The organism is Nitrosomonas communis, from assembly GCF_024102715.1.
Classification (GTDB): Bacteria; Pseudomonadota; Gammaproteobacteria; order Burkholderiales; family Nitrosomonadaceae; genus Nitrosomonas; species Nitrosomonas communis_B.
On sequence record NZ_JAGFJM010000137.1, the window covers coordinates 1 to 16155 of the forward strand.

Sequence of the window (16155 nt, forward strand, 5' to 3'; positions counted from 1 at the left end):
AATGCGGCTCCAGTAGCACCCAAACCGCATCTGAAACATCGTGTCGCCGCGCGCTCTCCGTCATGAAACTACCTACGAGTGACAATAAAGTTGTAATTTAACCACATTTCGTGACGACACTACCTAGTGATACCATATTAAGATTTCAGTTTTTTGAATAAGAGAGTGGGGTATTTCTGCTGTTGTAATTTGATTTAGCATCATTTTATTGAATTATATTGGCATACATTTGAGTTAGCAGATCTGAGCAGATATCAACGCTGAAAATGGGATTTATAGATAAGCTATGTCGGTACGGTACGCGGAATTATTCGGCACTAATTGCAATGGGCGAGTAGCAACAGCATGAAATAAAAAAAGCTGCATGATTAAGCTAACGATTGGTGATGATGACACAGCTGTCAAGATGAGATATCACTCAATATTCTGTACTTGCTCGCGCATTTGCTCAATCAGCACTTTTAGCTCTACGGAGATTTTCGAAACTTTCACATCTACCGATTTGGAGCCGAGCGTATTGGCTTCTCGATTAAGTTCTTGCATCAAAAAATCAAGGCGTTTGCCAGCATATCCCCCCTTAAGCAACGTATGTTCGACTTCATCCAGATGAGTTTGCAAGCGCGATAGCTCTTCATCGACATCAATCTTGCTTGCGAACAGCACTAATTCTTGCCGAATGCGCTCGTCATTAGCGTCAATTTTTGCTTCCTGTAAGCGTGCTATCAATTTTTCCTGGAAATTTGCCAGTAAAATTGGGATACGAGGTGACAGCTCTGTCACCAATTGACGTAATCGATGCACGCGTTCCAATAATGCATTTTTTAGCTTTTCTCCTTCACGAACACGGGTCGCAGCAAACTCGTTCAACGTCATTTGCAATAATTTCATACAAGACTCATGTAACGCCGTAGCAGATAAGGTGTCTTCTTTCAGTATACCGGGCCAACGTAGAATATCCGCTACCGTTAGACTCCTTGCCTCTAATAGGACAGATTTAACAGCGCTGTTTAATTCCAGCAATTTATTCAATAATTGATCGTTAAGCTGTTGAGGTAGATCTATTCTTGCATGAGGTATGAAAGTTAAACGGCAATCGATCTTTCCGCGCTTTAGCTGGGTATGCAAAAGCTCACGCATGGCAGATTCTAGTAAACGGAATTCATCAGGTAGACGAAACTGAATATCGAGATAACGATTGTTGACTGAACGTAATTCTAGTGTCAGGGAGCCTTCCGGTATTTCCCTGGACATAACGGCATAACCTGTCATGCTGGCTATCATGCGTTTTTCCTTACCTTATAAATAGTTGAGTATAGTAGGTTAGCTAACTGAAAGCCATGGCTCGGTAGCAAGTTGAGTTTCCAGATAAGCAGCCACAGCGCTCGATTCGATTAGCAGCAGTGAAGAGTCCATGATCGGTGACGGACGTCTACCATAACTAAAGCCGAGGTGGCGATCTTTTTCCTTGTGCGAGATCGAAAGAATCTCGACTTTCAGCACCAGCGGCAATAGTTATTTGAAACACTACATTATCCTTCAATCGTGGCAAGTAGAGCGGCTGACAGCTCTACTGTCACACATTCAACGCATTGATTTCGTTGATGTCTTCCTCCGGAAACCGAGTTCTAATGGCTCTATATGATTAAGATTGGTGACTATGAATTAGCTTGCTGCCGGAGGTAGTTGCGCCACCCACCCCAATGACTAATATCCAGTGCATTTTCGATGGCATAGCGCTCACAGAGAAAACCTTGCACCGTTTCACTATTAGCCAAGGTAAGAGTACCGATGCCTAAGGGTGTAGGAATACCGGCGACAAAGCTACCGAATTTGCGTGTGGGTAATTCCCAGATTTCGACTTCGATTGCAACGCCTTGCTCATAATGGCTTACTCGAATTAATCCGGGACGTTGCGGCGGATTGCCAGGTAATGCGTAAAGTCTGTAATCTGCCGAGGTTGTCGTGCATGCAACTAATCGGCCTTGGCGACTGGTTAGCTGTCCGTTCAATGGCAAGCCGGATAAATGTGCTCCGCAGACGGCGATACGTACTTGACTCGGATGAGATAAGTCAGGGAAGCTGCGATTTTTGGGGAACGCAATAGCAGTCGCACCTAAAGGAAGTGAGTAGACCTGCTGTAAACGGTGTGCAAGGCGCAATAGCGGCTTATCGTAGTGGGCCGGTGTTGCCAGCGTGATGCCAAATGAGCAGTTGTGCCAAAGTCAAAGTTATATTCTTCTCTTTGTCTGGAATAGATATCTGCAGCATCATCGCCAGCAGAAACTGCCAGAATGCGCGCTGCATCAGCAGCAGTCAACGCAAAAATCGATACGGTATCGAGGGAGCGACAGGCTGGCACCACGCCATGCGTGGAAAACCAGCCTCTGGTAGGTTTATATCCGATCAGGTTATTAAAAGTGGCAGGAACCCTGCCTGAGCCCGCAGTATCGGTGCCGAGACTGAAGCATACCTGCCCCTTGGCGACGGCGACCGCTGAGCCAGAGCTGGAACCACCAGAAATATAATCAGGGTTGAATGCATTGCGACAGGCACCATAGGGAGACCGTGTGCCATTCAGACCGGTGGCAAACTGATCGAGATTGGTTTTGCCGATAGGAATAGCGCCTGCATCCATCAGTTTTCGTACGACTGTTGCGCTGTGAGCAGGCGTATAAGCAAAAGCTGGACAAGCCGCTGTAGTCGGCACGCTGGCAAGATCGATATTGTCTTTGATGGCGAAAGGGATGCCATAGAGGGGGAGTCCAGCCATACCCTTTGCTTCCACTTTGCTTGCATAGTATTTCAGGAACTCCAGTGGAAGTGTGCAAATCCAGACATGATCCGGGTCATTCTGAATTTCAGCATGGATGGTTTCTACCATCCGGGTAGGTGATAGTTCACCGCTCGCATAACATTGCAGCAGGGAAGAAATATTACCAAGCGGGCAAAGTTTTTCCATGATTATGCCTTTTCCTGAATGATGAGCAACACTTGCCCAGCAGATACGTAACTTCCCTGTTTGCAGAAAATTTTCCGGACTGTACCGGGAACAGGTGAATCTACCGTGAATTCCATTTTCATGGATTCGACCATGATCAGCGGTTTTCCTGCTTTTACTTGTTCATCTTCCGTGACTAGCAGCTTCCAGACTGTACCTGTCACTTGAGAACTGACGGCTTGCGCACCTGCTGGTAAATCGAGTTCGCTCTGTGCATCGGCTTCTTCTAGCACGTCTTCACTGACATACTGGGCTAGGTTATTAGCTTCCCATCGCTGCCGCTCAGCCTCAAATGCAGCTTGCTGTCTTGCTTTGAATGCGTTGATGCTGGCAGCCTGTTGCTGCAGAAAAGCGTGGTATTGCCTCAGGTTCAAAACCGTTTCTTCCGTGCGCAGCTTAAAATGCCCTGTGATGAAATCCTTGCGCAGTTTGAGCAGTTCACTTTCACTGACAGGATAAAAGCGAATTTGATCAAAAAAACGCAGTAACCAGGGTTGGCCATCCTTGAAATCAGCTGTCTGGCGATAGCGATTCCACATTTGTACGGTGCGACCGACAAATTGGTAACCGCCGGGACCTTCCATGCCATATATGCATAGATAAGCGCCACCGATACCGACTGCATTTTCAGGAGTCCAGGTACGTGCCGGGTTGTATTTGGTGGTGACAAGGCGATGGCGGGGGTCGAGTGGAGTCGCTACTGGTGCGCCTAAATAGACATCGCCCAGTCCCATGACCAGATAACTGGCTGCAAAGACGATACGCTGAACTTCTTCGATGCTCTCCAAACCATTAATACGGCGAATAAATTCGATATTACTCGGGCACCAAGGGGCGTCGCTGCGCACTGATTGCATGTATTTTTCGATGGCCAATCGCGTAGCGGCGTCATCCCAGGATAAAGGCAAATGGACGATGCGAGACGGCACTTCCATATCATCGATCGCGGGCAGTTCATTTTCACTTGCAATCAGAAGGTTCAGCAACGCATCGCGTGCCAATCGACGTGAATCAAAATGAATTTGCAGGGAGCGAATGCCGGGTGTCAGATCCAGGATACCGGCAAGTTCACCGTCGTCGATACGCTGCTGGAGCCATGTCATCAACGCATGAGCACGGAAGCGTAAATTAAGATCAAGTACTGGCGATCCATACTCGATCAACAGGTATTTGTCGCCAGACTGACGGTAAGTCACTTGCACCTGCTCTTTGCTTTCAGGAATGCGATGCAAAATGGGGCTCTCCAGCTTCCCACATTGAGCAGAGGCCGGGATGCTTCCATCGGCATGAAGATGCTGGATAAGCAGGCTCTGGTGCTGTTCCAGCACAAGCGCATTTTCCATCGATATTGCGCGGAAACGGATACTATCGCTCGGTTTAAGTTGGCCAATTTTCCACAGCTCCGCATGGGCCACGGTGACTGGGCAGACAAAGCCACCCAGACTGGGACCATCCGGGCCAAGGATGATTGGCATATCTCCGGTAAAATCGATTGCGCCAATCGCATAGGCATTATCATGAATATTGGAGGGATGTAAGCCGGCTTCGCCGCCATCAGCACGCGCCCATTGCGGTTTAGGGCCAATCAGACGTACCCCGGTACGACTGGAGTTATGATGGACTTTCCATTCAGCGGCAAAAAAATGTTCAATGTCCGCTTCAGTAAAGAAATCAGGTGCCCCATGCGGACCATACAATACCCCGATTTCCCAGTGATTCGTATAATGAGGAATCCATTCCTGCGGTAGATGCTGTGGTAGATGCTGTATAAGGGGAGACTGGTAAGACTGCGTGGCGTGAATATGCAACACATCCCCAGCACGCAGCACACGGCCTGCATGCCCGCCGAACTGGCCGAGCGTAAAGGTGGCTTTGCTGCCGAGGTAATCAGGCACCTGAAAGCCGCCGTGCACTGCCAGGTAAACGCGGCTACCAGCTTGTTTAACTTTGCCAAACTGCAATAGCGCACCCACTTTGATGGAATGGGATTGCCACTGGAGCAAAGGCTCGCTGTCCAGCGATACCTCGATAGGAGCGCCACAGATGGCAATGATGCTATCGCAATTGAAACGTAGCGTCGGGCCTGCCAGCGTGATTTCCAGCCCAGCGCTATCTTCCGCATTATTCACTAGCCGGTTGGCAAGGCGGAAAGCCAGATTATCCATCGGTCCCGAAGGAGGAACGCCCACGTTCCAGTAACCAATCCGCCCCGGATAATCCTGGATCATGGTCTGAACACCCGCATTCAGCACATCGATACTGTGTGCTTGATAATGGAAACCATTAAGAAACTGGGTGCTTGGTTGCCCACTACGAAATGCGGTGCTTTGTAGAATCTGTTTGAGATAAGCGAGGTTGGTTTCAATCCCATGCAGCGCTGTATAATCCAGCGCCGTAAGGAGATTGGCAATCGCTTTTTCCCGGTCAGGCGCATGCACGATGATTTTTGCCAGCATGGGATCATAAAACGCCGATACGTCTATCCCTCGTTCTATCCAGGTTTCTACACGGGCGGTTGCAGGAAATTCTACAGCGGTCAATGTGCCGCTGGAAGGCTGGAAGTCTTTGGCAGGATTTTCAGCGTAAACCCTTACTTGAATGGACGCACCACTCGGTTTGATCACAAAAGAATCCAGAGCAGGGAGATCACCCGCCACCTGCCGCACCATCCATTCCACCAGATCGACACCGGTGACTTGCTCGGTTACGCCATGTTCGACTTGCAGACGGGTATTGACCTCGAGAAAATAGAACTGATTGTCGGCAGCATCGAAAATATATTCAACGGTACCGGCAGATTGATAGTTGACTGCCTTGCCGAGGCGTACTGCCGTTTCCAGCAATGCCTGACGCAAAGCAGGGGCAAGATTGGGGGCAGGTGTTTCCTCGATAACTTTCTGGTTGCGTCGTTGCATGGAGCAGTCTCGCTCACCCAGGGCAATAACCTGACCTTTGCCATCACCAAAAATCTGTACTTCGATATGGCGGGCACGATCCACATATTTTTCCAGAAATAACCCGGCATCCTTAAAATTGTTTTGCGCGAGTGTTTTGACAGATTCGTAAGCGCTGATTAATTCATCTTGATTCCAGCACAGGCGCATGCCTATGCCACCGCCGCCGGCAGTACTTTTCAACATGACGGGATAGCCAATATGCTTGGCTTGATGACAGGCTGCCTCTAGATTTTCCAGCAAGCCGCTGCCAGGCAAAAGTGGTATTTGATTTTCCAGCGCCAAGGCCCGGGCAGTATGTTTCAGACCAAACGCACGCATTTGCTGCGGCGTGGGGCCGATAAAACAAATTCCATGCGCAGCGCATTGCTCGGCAAAGTCGGCTTTCTCACTGAGAAAGCCGTAGCCAGGATGGATGGCCTGTGCACCGGTTTGTTGAGCCACTTCCATTATTTTGTCTGTGCGAAGATAGCTCTCAGACGCGAGTCCGCTGCCGATGCAGTGAGCTTCGTCTGCATCGGTAACGTGCCGCGATAAAGCGTCAGCTTCGGTGTAAACTGCCACGCTTGTTATATTCATGCGGCGTAGCGTACGGATAATACGACAGGCAATTGCACCGCGATTGGCAATGAGCACTTTTTTGAACATCGTTTAATCCTTTATGGGTTGGACCATTAGCTGGATTGCACATCCCAGACCAGCAAGCGGATCGGTGTTGGATTGTAGGCGTTACAGGGGTTATTCAGTTGCGGACAATTCGAGATTAATACCAGCACATCCATCTCAGCCCGCATTTCGACATACTTGCCGGGCGCGGAAATACCGTCTACAAACTCCAGCTTACCTTCCTCAGTGACAGGAACATTCATAAAGAAATTAATGTTACTCGGTATGTCACGCTTACTCATGCCCAGGTGCTCACAAGCAGCTTCGTGCGCCAGCGCATGAAGGAAGCTATCCCGGCAACTGTGCATCGGATATTTTTCCAGCGTGTAGCGTACCGTATTGCTTTCTGCTGCACAGGCGCCGCCCAGTGTGTCATGGCGTCCACAGGTATCTGCAATGATCGTGAGCATAGCATTACCCAGATTGGAGCAAAGTTTACTGCCGGTAGTCAGATACAGTTTATTCTGAGCGCGTATCGTGTCTGTTACGCTGTAGCGTTCCAATGCGTGGTTTGCATTGAAGAATAGCGTATCGACAGCTTGGTTGCCTTCCAGATCAACGATGCGGAAAATTTGCCCACGCTTGACGATCTTGACCCAAGGCTCACCCGCTGCGCAAATTTCATCGATGATGGCAAGATCAGGATTGAGTTTGCTTTCTATCAGTTGAAACATATTCATAATGCACCTCCACAAGGATGATAGAGCCGATGAGTATTGTGTAAGCCCCGTACATTTTCAGCGATTTGCCTGCATGCTGAAGCTGTTGAAACAGGTGTAGTAAATGCTGCCAGGTGAACATCGCCAGGTTGATAGGTTGTACGGGTATCGAGCGGATGAGGCGCTGCAGAGAGTATGACCAACGTATCCATTTCAAAACTCAGATCGACATAGCCACCTGCTTTACTGTAATTATGATGAAATGTGAGCTCACCCGCAGCATTTGCAGATACTTTGCTGAAGAAATTGATATTGGATACGATATCACGCATGCCCAGCCCCCATTTACCGAGTTCGATCAGCATACCATCCAGGCCGCTGCGATACATTTGATTGCGATGCTCCTGATAGCGAGCGACCCCATATTTTTGCTGAATCAGCCTACTGTCACTCAGACCGCATGCAGTATCATGCCATCCGGCCGTGTCGGCAGTGATACAGCAGAATATCCGCCCCATATCGGAGTAACAGGCATGCCCTTGGGTCAAACGGAAGGTATGCTGCGCCTTCAAGGTGTCTGCCATATTGTAACGCTCCAGTTTTTCTTCCTGGTTGAAAAACAAGACTGCGGCATTGGCACCGCCGGTGACATCGGTTAATCGCAGGGTCAGACCACGACGCAGAATACCCGACCAGTGACATCCGCCTGGAATATGTTCTTCCCAGAGAAATACGTTATCTTGATTCATTTGCTCCTCCTTATCAGAATAGTTAATGTCGTCACGCCTATGATGCCTCCCAGAACCAGCGGTACTGCCGAAAGTTGCCACCATGGCGCATCGGGTGAAGCCAAGTAGGTGCGTGGCCAGGCGATATTGATGAGTTCGAATAATGACCAGAGAAAAGCGGCGATATTGATGATCAAACCCCATACCCCTAGTCTCAGCTCACCGAGTGATGGATCCCAGCGACCGGTGAGTCGCGTGTATAAGCCGACGCCTGTCGTCATGGAAAACATGGCATAGAGTCCTCCAGTACCAAATGCGATGATGGTCGCGACAGCCTGATCATTGAGTCCAAACAACAGCCCCATACTTGCCAGAAATACTGTGCACAGAATCGCATTGCGCGGTACTTTGGCGGCAGTTGTGTGGCTGAGCGATGCCGGCATGTTGCCTTCACGCGCCATGGAGAAGACGATGCGGGAAGTATATTTGACGACGGATGCGCCACAAGCGAGAAATGCGATGACCACGATTGCCAGGAAGGGTTTTTCAAACCAATCTCCAATATGTGCCGTAATCAACGGTGTAATGGGATCAAATGTAGCGCTGGTTTTAGCCAGGGTGTCGTGATCGAACGATAACGTCAGTGCGGCAGAATTGAAAACGACAACGGTACCTACCGCGCATAACGAGAAAAAAATCGCGCGAGGCACCATGCGTTTGGGCTGATGGGTTTCTTCTGAGGTTGTTGAACAGGCGTCAAATCCGATGAATGCCCAGCCGGCAATGGCGAGTGCAGCTAGAAAAGCAGAGAGTTTGTCGGGCGCTGTACCACTACCGAGGTGCTGGAATAATTCGGAGAAAGCGTGTTCTCTGAAGAAGAAAAAAAGTAATAAGGCGATACCGAATGATCCAATGATTTCGGCATAAACTCCGAGTGCAATGATCGACTTGAACACATTCACATGAGCAAGATTGAGCAGCATGCAAATCAGCAGAAAAACCATGCCCCAGAATACCATCATGATGCCGGTCTGGCTTGAAGAATCAAATAGAATGGCGAGCCAGATTCCTCCTGTGTATGCGGTGGTAGTGAGCATGGCGATAGTTGAGCTGACATAAATTGCACCAGCGTACTGACCTGTAATAGTTCCACCGAGTTGGCGCGCCCATTTGTAAGCGCCTCCTGCAATAGGAAATTGGGAAGATAATTCGGCATAGACGGTGGCAACCAGTAATTGCATGATCAAGCAGATGACGAGTGCAGCGAACCAGCCACCGCCAGTAACATTGGTCTGCACACCGACAATGGCATAAAGCCCGACGACAGGTGAAACCACGGCGAAGCCGAGTGTGAAACTATTCCAGATACCCATGCTACGATTGAGTATGTCGGGATCGGCTGATTTCATTTCAGATGAAAAGCTTTTTGGACTATGAGCAGTTGACATTTGATGCCTCGTATAGGTAATGAAGATTGTTCAGCTCAAGTCAAAACTTGTTATTAGCTGAGAAGCTGATAGGATATCGAGCAGCTTAATCTTTGCTGTCGGTGTTTTATGGGCGTTAGAATAGCGCCTGGAAAATTGATTGATCGGGAGCCGAATATTATCGGTCAGAAGTCGCGTATCTCTTCCTGACCGGCTATTAACGCGATTTTGTATGAATAACCCGGAGGCGGAAAACGTTATCGTTTTTCCAGTGATATCGCTGAAAAAACAGCAGTGATATGAATCTAAGATTTGTGTATGCATAACGAAGTCTCCTTTAAGTCATCGGGTCAAATACCGAGAGTTGTGATGTGTCAGCACATCACACAATCTCCCGGGCTTTTATCCCTCCGTGGAGCTTCGTTATCACCGAAGCCAGAAACTCTTGGACCAGACACTTCTCAACATCGGAAGCCGGAACCCTAGTTTGCTATTACATCAGTTGTATAAATTAATACAACTCAGCGCCTCTCAATAGTAATTAATCTCAATAATACTAAGAAACGATTTTGTCGATAAAGCTAGCACATCTTTTTTAGAAGGGCAAGTCTTTATTTATGGCAGTTTATTTATCCTTTACATCTTACACCCTGCTACTTTGTGGCAGGGTTAATTTTGTGTTTATTAAGTTACCTGTTGAATCAATTTCTGAAAAAATGATTATTTGATGAATTAAAACCAGATATGTTGATTGGTTATTCTGAAAATAAAAGAGGACGCGGGTTAGCCAACACCATATTGCGTCCGGTAGTATTCAATAGCTTGCAGATATTGCGCCATATCGTTTCTAGTCGCCAGATAGTCCATAATATTATCTAGATTGATAATGCTGATAACTGGAATACCGTGTGTCTGCTCAACTTCCTGAATGGCGGATATTTGATGGCGACCGCGTTCCATGCGGTCCAGTGCCACCACAACACCGCAAGGCGTGGCAGCAGCGGCACGGATAAGCGTAACTGATTCCTGTACCGATGTGCCGGCGGTGATGACATCATCAACAATCAGCACTCGACCTGTCAGTGGTGCACCGACGATATTGCCACCTTCACCGTGGTCCTTGATTTCCTTACGATTAAAGCAAAATGCGTGATTATGCCCGCTTTCAGCCAGTGCAATGGCAATAGCGCTGACGAGCGGAATGCCTTTGTATGCCGGACCAAACAACATATTAAATGGAAGTTGGGCAGCCAGGATAGCTTTCGCGTAAAATTGCCCGAGCCTATGCAATGAATTGCCATCATTAAATAATCCAGCATTAAAAAAATAGGGCGACAATCGTCCCGCTTTAGTTTTAAATTCACCAAAGCGGAGTACATTGCATTCGATAGCAAGTTCAATGAAAGCTCGTTTGAAATCTAACATGGTTCTGATTACTCATAAAAATGAAAATTATAACGCTTAATTTGAATGGGATACGCTCCGCAGCTAATAAAGGATTTTTTCAGTGGATGCCTAAGCAACAAGCCGACATTGTGTGTGTGCAGGAATTAAAAGCACAAGCTAATGATTTGACTCATGAAATGCAAACGCCGAATGGTTATTACGGTTATTTTCATTATGCAGATAAGAAGGGTTACAGTGGAGTAGGGCTGTATTCTCGTTACGTACCTGACAACATTATTGAAGGGGTCGGAATTCCTGAGATCGATGCAGAAGGGCGGTATTTGCGGGTAGATTTTGGTGATCTGAGCATCATATCGATTTACCTTCCTTCAGGATCGAGTGGTGAACATCGGCAAGCGATCAAATTCTTCTTTATGGAGCAATTTTTTCCTATTTTAAAAATGTTGGCGCAGAGTGGCAGAGAGATTATTTTGTGCGGAGACTGGAATATTGCTCATAAGGAAATTGATTTAAAGAATTGGCGCAGCAACCAAAAGAATTCTGGCTTTTTACCAGAAGAACGTGCCTGGCTAACAGCAGTTTTTGATGAGTTGAAGCTTATCGATGTGTTCCGGAAAATTGATTCTTCGCCGGAGCAGTACACATGGTGGTCCAATCGTGGACAGGCATGGGCAAAAAATGTAGGGTGGCGTATCGATTATCAGATTGCCACTCCTTCGATCGCTGACAAAGCAACTAGTGTATCCATTTATAAGCAAGAGCGTTTTTCAGATCATGCTCCCTTGATTATCGACTATGATCATGGTTTATGAACAATACCACTATTGCTAGCTGGCTGAGTACTTGCCGTATCTATGCTCACCCTAGGGTCATTGGAATGCTGGCGTTGGGTTTTTCAGCCGGATTGCCGCTATTGCTGATACTGGGCACTCTCTCATTTTGGTTGAGAGAAGCAGGTATCGATCGCGCCACCATCGGGCATTTAAGCTGGATCGGTCTGGCTTATGGTTTTAAATGGATGTGGTCACCGTTAGTTGACCGCTTGCCTTTACCGCTATTGACACGGTTGCTTGGTCGGCGCCGCGCCTGGCTGCTGCTTTCGCAAATCATGATAACAGTCGCTTTGGTGGGTATGGCTGACACTGATCCGCTCGTGAATCTGTCGCATATGGTTTTTTTTGCCTTGGCAGTAGCGTTTGCTTCAGCTACCCAGGATATTGCGCTCGATGCCTATCGGATTGAAGCGGTTGAGTTAAGGATGCAAGGTGCAATGGCAGCGACTTATCAAGCAGGCTATCGCCTGGCGATGATATTGTCTTCTGCAGGTGTGCTGTGGATTGCGGCATTATTAGATGCTTCTTCAACAGATTATGATTACCAATCATGGCGAGTCGCCTATCTGATTATGGCTGCCAGTATGGCAGTTGGTATTATCACGACGTTTATTATTCGAGAACCTGATGTTCCCATCAATCACCTTGCAGCGGAAAATGAAAGGCAGGCTAGTCGGTCGATTGCGCGCTGGAATTTGGATGTGCGTCTTGCGCGATTATTGATCTGGTTATATGGTGCCATGATTGCACCTTTCCAGAATTTTATCGTGCGACATGGCTATCACGCCATCCTGATATTGACACTGATTGCCGTTTATCGCATTTCGGATGTCGTGATGGGCGTGATGAGCAATCCCTTCTATGTTGATATGGGGTATACCAAAGATGAAGTAGCGACAGTTTCTAAGGTATACGGTGTGATCATGACAATCTTGGGTGCAGCGGTTGGGGGAATATTGATCGCTCGTAGCGGTGTAATCAAAACTTTGTTTTTGGGCGCGCTGCTATCCGCTGCGACTAATTTGTTGTTTGTTTGGCTCTCAATGAGAGGGCACGATATTGTTGGATTAATTTTTACGATTTCGGCAGATAATCTTTCTGCGGGTATCGCTTCAGCTGCTTTTATTGCTTATCTTTCGGGGCTAACCAACTCTGCTTATTCAGCAACGCAATATGCACTTTTCAGCTCAGTCATGCTATTGCTTCCAAAATTTATCGCCGGCTTTAGTGGACAATTTGTGGATGCTTATGGATACGCACTATTTTTTAGCGGCACTGCGCTACTCGGAGTACCTGTACTTGTTTTAGTGTGGATGGTGGGGCGAATCGAATTTAGCATATCAAACCACCAGGAAGATTTGGGGCGCTGTTCCTAGAAGCTACTTTCTGCGGGTAAAACGGTAAAATGCCAGCATTCCAAAAAAATTGGATGAAAAGGTAATTTGCCGAGTGCCGTTCATGACCCGGCGTTCCAGCACGTGTACGCCACGCTGATGACAAAACTTCTCAAAATCATTTAGCGTGCATAAATGGATATTGGGTGTATCAAACCATTCATACGGTAATGTTTGTGAGACAGGCATATGACCCAACAGAACTTGCAGTCTATTTTTCCAATGACCAAAATTCGGAAAGGAGATAATACCTTCTCTGCCCACACGCAACATTTCCTGAATGATATCTTCAGTGCGTCTCATCGCTTGCAGTGTTTGTGACAAGATAACGTAATCAAACGAATCTGATTCAAAGCCAGATAAACCCGATTCCAGATCGCTTTGGATAACATTGATGCCATTATTGAGGCATGCCAGGATATTGGCATCATCAATTTCCACACCATAGCCATGAACACCAAGCGTATCTTGCAAATACTGAAGCAACGTGCCATCACCACAACCAAGATCAAGAACTTTTGAGCCGGGCTTAATCCAAGAGGCGATAATTGCGAAATCAGGCCTTAACAAAGTAAGAGAAGAGGATAGTTTAGTCATTGAAGCGCTACTGAAAGATTATGTGCTGATTTTGTTCATATAAGCCCGCACCAATTGATGGTAATGCTCATCTTTCATGAGAAAAGAATCATGACCATGCCTGGAGGGTATCTCTGCATAACTTACATTGAGCTTGTTATCCAGTAACGCTTTGACGATGCTACGTGAACGCTCGGGAGAAAAACGCCAATCAGAACTGAATGAGAGCACCAGGAAATTCGCCTTGGCGCAATGGAAAGCAGCACTTAAATCATCATCATAATCTCGTGCTGGATCGAAATAATCCAAAGCTTTTGTCATGAGCAGATATGTGTTGGCATCAAACTGATCTGCAAATTTATCACCTTGATAGCGTAGATAGGATTCGATCTGGAATTCCACATCGAAGTTGAAACTCAGTGAATCTGTGCGTAATTCACGGCCAAATTTTTCGGCCATGGAGTCATTGGATAAATATGTGATATGCCCCAGCATGCGAGCAAGGCGTAAACCTCTACGCGGTATGGTGCCATGCGAATAAAAATCACCACCATGAAAATCAGGATCGGTAATGATTGCTTGGCGCGCAACGTCATTAAAAGCAATATTTTGTGCTGTTAATTTTGCTGCAGCTGCAATAACGACTGCATGCCTAACCCTTTCAGGTGCATCAAGCGCTAACTGCATGGCAGACATGCCGCCAAGGCTTCCTCCTACTACAGCTGCGAACTGATCAATACCGAGTTTATCTGCTAACCTCACATACGTTTTAGCCCAATCTATTGTGGTGACCACAGGGAAATCGGCTCCATAATGCTTGCCCATTTTTTTATTGATACTTGCAGGACCAGTAGAGCCATGGCAGCCGCCAATATTGTTTACTCCAACCACAAAAAATTTGCGTGTATCGATAGGCTTATCGGGACCAATCATATTGTTCCACCAACCTATATTCTTGGGGTTGTCGGCATAAACGCCCGCAACATGATGATTCCCCGAGAGTGCGTGGCAAACTAACACAGCGTTGGATCTGGCTGCATTCAATTCACCATAAGTTTCATAGACTTGTTCATAACTATCCAATACGGCACCACTTTCCAAACTAAGTGGTGTATCGAAGTGTATCCGTTGTGGCGTTACGATGCCAATGGAGTCTGAATCATGCATGACTATGTGAAGATTTTAGAAAATTCTAAGAATGGTTATCAAATGTTTCTATTAAACTGGCATTATATCGCCAAAAATAAGGATGGGGCCTCTGCATTCGTAGCGTCGCGATAATTAATCAGGTTAATTATTTAATTTTGCTAATAATGCATGAATTTTCTCTGATTCATCAGTCCTAAGGATTTTTTGGATTAATGGCATGATACTTGGTAAATGGCTTTTTAGAATTTCATGCTTAACAGTCAGAATTTGTGCTGGATACATGGAGAATTGTTGTAATCCTAGTCCTAACAATAAGCGAGTGTATTGGATATCGCCCGCTATCTCGCCACAAATTGAAACAGGCATATTAGCGCGGCTAGCGGTATAAATAACTCGTGCTAACAACCAAAGTATTGATGGATGTAATGGATCATAAAGATGAGCAACAGTGTCATCAGCTCGATCTATGGCAAGCGTATATTGGATCAAATCGTTCGTACCTATGGATAGAAAATCAAGTTTGCGCATAAACATTTCGAGGCATAACGCTGCAGCTGGAATTTCGATCATTCCACCGATCTTAATATTTTCATCGAAAGGTTTCTTTTCATCTTGCAGGCTTTTTTTGGCGTGATCAATAAGATGTAAAGTCTGATTAATTTCGTAATCACTTGAGAGCATCGGGATTAGAATGCGAATCTGGCCATGTGCAGAAGCTCTCAATATGGCCCGCAGCTGTGTTAGAAACATGACTTGTTCTACTAAGCTTAACCTAATTGCACGTAACCCCAGAGCAGGATTAATTGTAGACCGATAGCTATTTTTAAGATTCTTGTCAGCACCTAGATCGAAGGTGCGAATTGTAACAGGTAAGCCACGCATACTTTGTGCGACAATAGAATAAGCTTCAAACTGTTCATTCTCGCTGGGTAAGTCATCCCGATTGAGAAAAAGAAATTCGCTGCGAAATAAACCAATACCTGTTGCACCACTTTCTCTGACCTGTTCAATATCTTGAGGTAGCTCAATATTGGCATGTAATTCAATCAAAGTACCATCAAGCGTTGTCGTGGGAATAGATCTGAGGCGTTTGAGCTTACGTTTTTCTAGATCCAACTGATTCTGTCTCAACCGATATTCAGTTAACACATATTTGTCGGGATTGACAATGACAATACCTTGGCCACCATCTACAATTAAATTATCATTATTGTAAATAAGCTGGCGCGCATGCTGCATTGCTACAATTGAAGGAATATTCAGACTGCGCGCTATGATTGCAGTGTGAGAAGTTACCCCACCCAAATCAGTAAGAAAAGCAGCAAATTGATGTTGTTTATATTGCATGACATCTGCCGGGCTTA

General features: G+C 46.6%; 11 protein-coding genes, 1 pseudogene and 1 riboswitch. Of the genes and pseudogenes, 2 read left to right on the top strand and 10 right to left on the bottom strand.

The genetic code is table 11. The features are described from left to right. Positions 1-414 precede the first annotated feature (414 nt). The 7 genes and pseudogenes from J5I83_RS13285 to pyrE all read right to left on the bottom strand — a co-directional run bounded on the left by J5I83_RS13285 (position 415) and on the right by pyrE (position 10857). Positions 415-1281 (bottom strand): YicC/YloC family endoribonuclease, encoded by an 867-nt coding sequence (locus J5I83_RS13285; protein ID WP_304056931.1) that lies wholly within the window; start codon positions 1279-1281, stop codon positions 415-417. Between the two features lie 374 nt (positions 1282-1655). Continuing rightward, positions 1656-2959: pseudogene (locus tag J5I83_RS13290) on the bottom strand (amidase family protein). 2 nt (positions 2960-2961) lie between these two features. Next, the gene (gene uca, locus J5I83_RS13295; RefSeq protein ID WP_304056933.1) at positions 2962-6600 is read right to left on the bottom strand and encodes an urea carboxylase; all 3639 of its coding nucleotides are present in this window, start codon (positions 6598-6600) and stop codon (positions 2962-2964) included. A 26-nt stretch (positions 6601-6626) separates the two neighbouring features. After that, positions 6627-7298, bottom strand: coding sequence for an urea amidolyase associated protein UAAP2 (locus J5I83_RS13300; protein ID WP_304056936.1), 672 nt, complete (start codon positions 7296-7298; stop codon positions 6627-6629). After that, the gene (locus J5I83_RS13305; RefSeq protein WP_304056937.1) at positions 7295-8026 is read right to left on the bottom strand and encodes an urea amidolyase associated protein UAAP1; all 732 of its coding nucleotides are present in this window, start codon (positions 8024-8026) and stop codon (positions 7295-7297) included. The genes J5I83_RS13300 and J5I83_RS13305 overlap by 4 nt, the downstream gene beginning before the upstream one ends. After that, positions 8023-9414, bottom strand: a complete 1392-nt coding sequence (locus tag J5I83_RS13310; protein WP_304056939.1) for an APC family permease — start codon at positions 9412-9414, stop codon at positions 8023-8025. The genes J5I83_RS13305 and J5I83_RS13310 overlap by 4 nt, the downstream gene beginning before the upstream one ends. Positions 9415-9821: 407 nt before the next feature. Beyond that, positions 9822-9929: riboswitch (guanidine-I (ykkC/yxkD leader) on the bottom strand. 286 nt (positions 9930-10215) lie between these two features. After that, positions 10216-10857, bottom strand: a complete 642-nt coding sequence (gene pyrE / locus J5I83_RS13315) for an orotate phosphoribosyltransferase (protein WP_304056942.1) — start codon at positions 10855-10857, stop codon at positions 10216-10218. Positions 10858-10877: 20 nt separating this feature from the next. Here pyrE and J5I83_RS13320 point away from each other — a divergent pair, with 20 nt between their 5' ends. Continuing rightward, entirely contained in the window at positions 10878-11651 is a 774-nt protein-coding gene (locus tag J5I83_RS13320; protein WP_304056944.1) for an exodeoxyribonuclease III, read from the top strand. Then, on the top strand, positions 11648-13048 hold the full coding sequence (locus J5I83_RS13325) for an MFS transporter (RefSeq protein ID WP_304056946.1): 1401 nt from the start codon (positions 11648-11650) through the stop codon (positions 13046-13048). The genes J5I83_RS13320 and J5I83_RS13325 overlap by 4 nt, the downstream gene beginning before the upstream one ends. 3 nt (positions 13049-13051) lie before the next feature. Here J5I83_RS13325 and metW read toward each other — a convergent pair whose 3' ends face one another. The 3 genes from metW to ptsP all read right to left on the bottom strand — a co-directional run. Continuing rightward, on the bottom strand, positions 13052-13663 hold the full coding sequence (gene metW, locus J5I83_RS13330) for a methionine biosynthesis protein MetW (protein WP_304056949.1): 612 nt from the start codon (positions 13661-13663) through the stop codon (positions 13052-13054). A gap of 18 nt (positions 13664-13681) precedes the next feature. Next, positions 13682-14809 carry a homoserine O-acetyltransferase gene (locus J5I83_RS13335; protein ID WP_304056952.1) on the bottom strand — a complete coding sequence of 376 codons (1128 nt, stop codon included), beginning with the start codon at positions 14807-14809 and terminating at the stop codon, positions 13682-13684. Between the two features lie 123 nt (positions 14810-14932). Then, on the bottom strand, positions 14933-16155 hold a 1223-nt coding region (ptsP, locus tag J5I83_RS13340), incomplete at its 5' end, for a phosphoenolpyruvate--protein phosphotransferase (protein WP_304056954.1).

Bases quoted from the DNA above. Each gene is read 5' to 3' on its own strand.
- pyrE (WP_304056942.1), bottom strand. From the start codon at position 10,857: ATGTTAGATTTCAAACGAGCTTTCATTGAACTTGCTATCGAATGCAAT.
- metW (WP_304056949.1), bottom strand. From the start codon at position 13,663: ATGACTAAACTATCCTCTTCTCTTACTTTGTTAAGGCCTGATTTCGCA.
- J5I83_RS13300 (WP_304056936.1), bottom strand. From the start codon at position 7,298: ATGAATATGTTTCAACTGATAGAAAGCAAACTCAATCCTGATCTTGCC.
- J5I83_RS13305 (WP_304056937.1), bottom strand. From the start codon at position 8,026: ATGAATCAAGATAACGTATTTCTCTGGGAAGAACATATTCCAGGCGGA.
- J5I83_RS13320 (WP_304056944.1), top strand. From the start codon at position 10,878: ATGAAAATTATAACGCTTAATTTGAATGGGATACGCTCCGCAGCTAAT.
- uca (WP_304056933.1), bottom strand. From the start codon at position 6,600: ATGTTCAAAAAAGTGCTCATTGCCAATCGCGGTGCAATTGCCTGTCGT.
- J5I83_RS13285 (WP_304056931.1), bottom strand. From the start codon at position 1,281: ATGATAGCCAGCATGACAGGTTATGCCGTTATGTCCAGGGAAATACCG.
- J5I83_RS13335 (WP_304056952.1), bottom strand. From the start codon at position 14,809: ATGCATGATTCAGACTCCATTGGCATCGTAACGCCACAACGGATACAC.
- J5I83_RS13325 (WP_304056946.1), top strand. From the start codon at position 11,648: ATGAACAATACCACTATTGCTAGCTGGCTGAGTACTTGCCGTATCTAT.
- J5I83_RS13310 (WP_304056939.1), bottom strand. From the start codon at position 9,414: ATGAAATCAGCCGATCCCGACATACTCAATCGTAGCATGGGTATCTGG.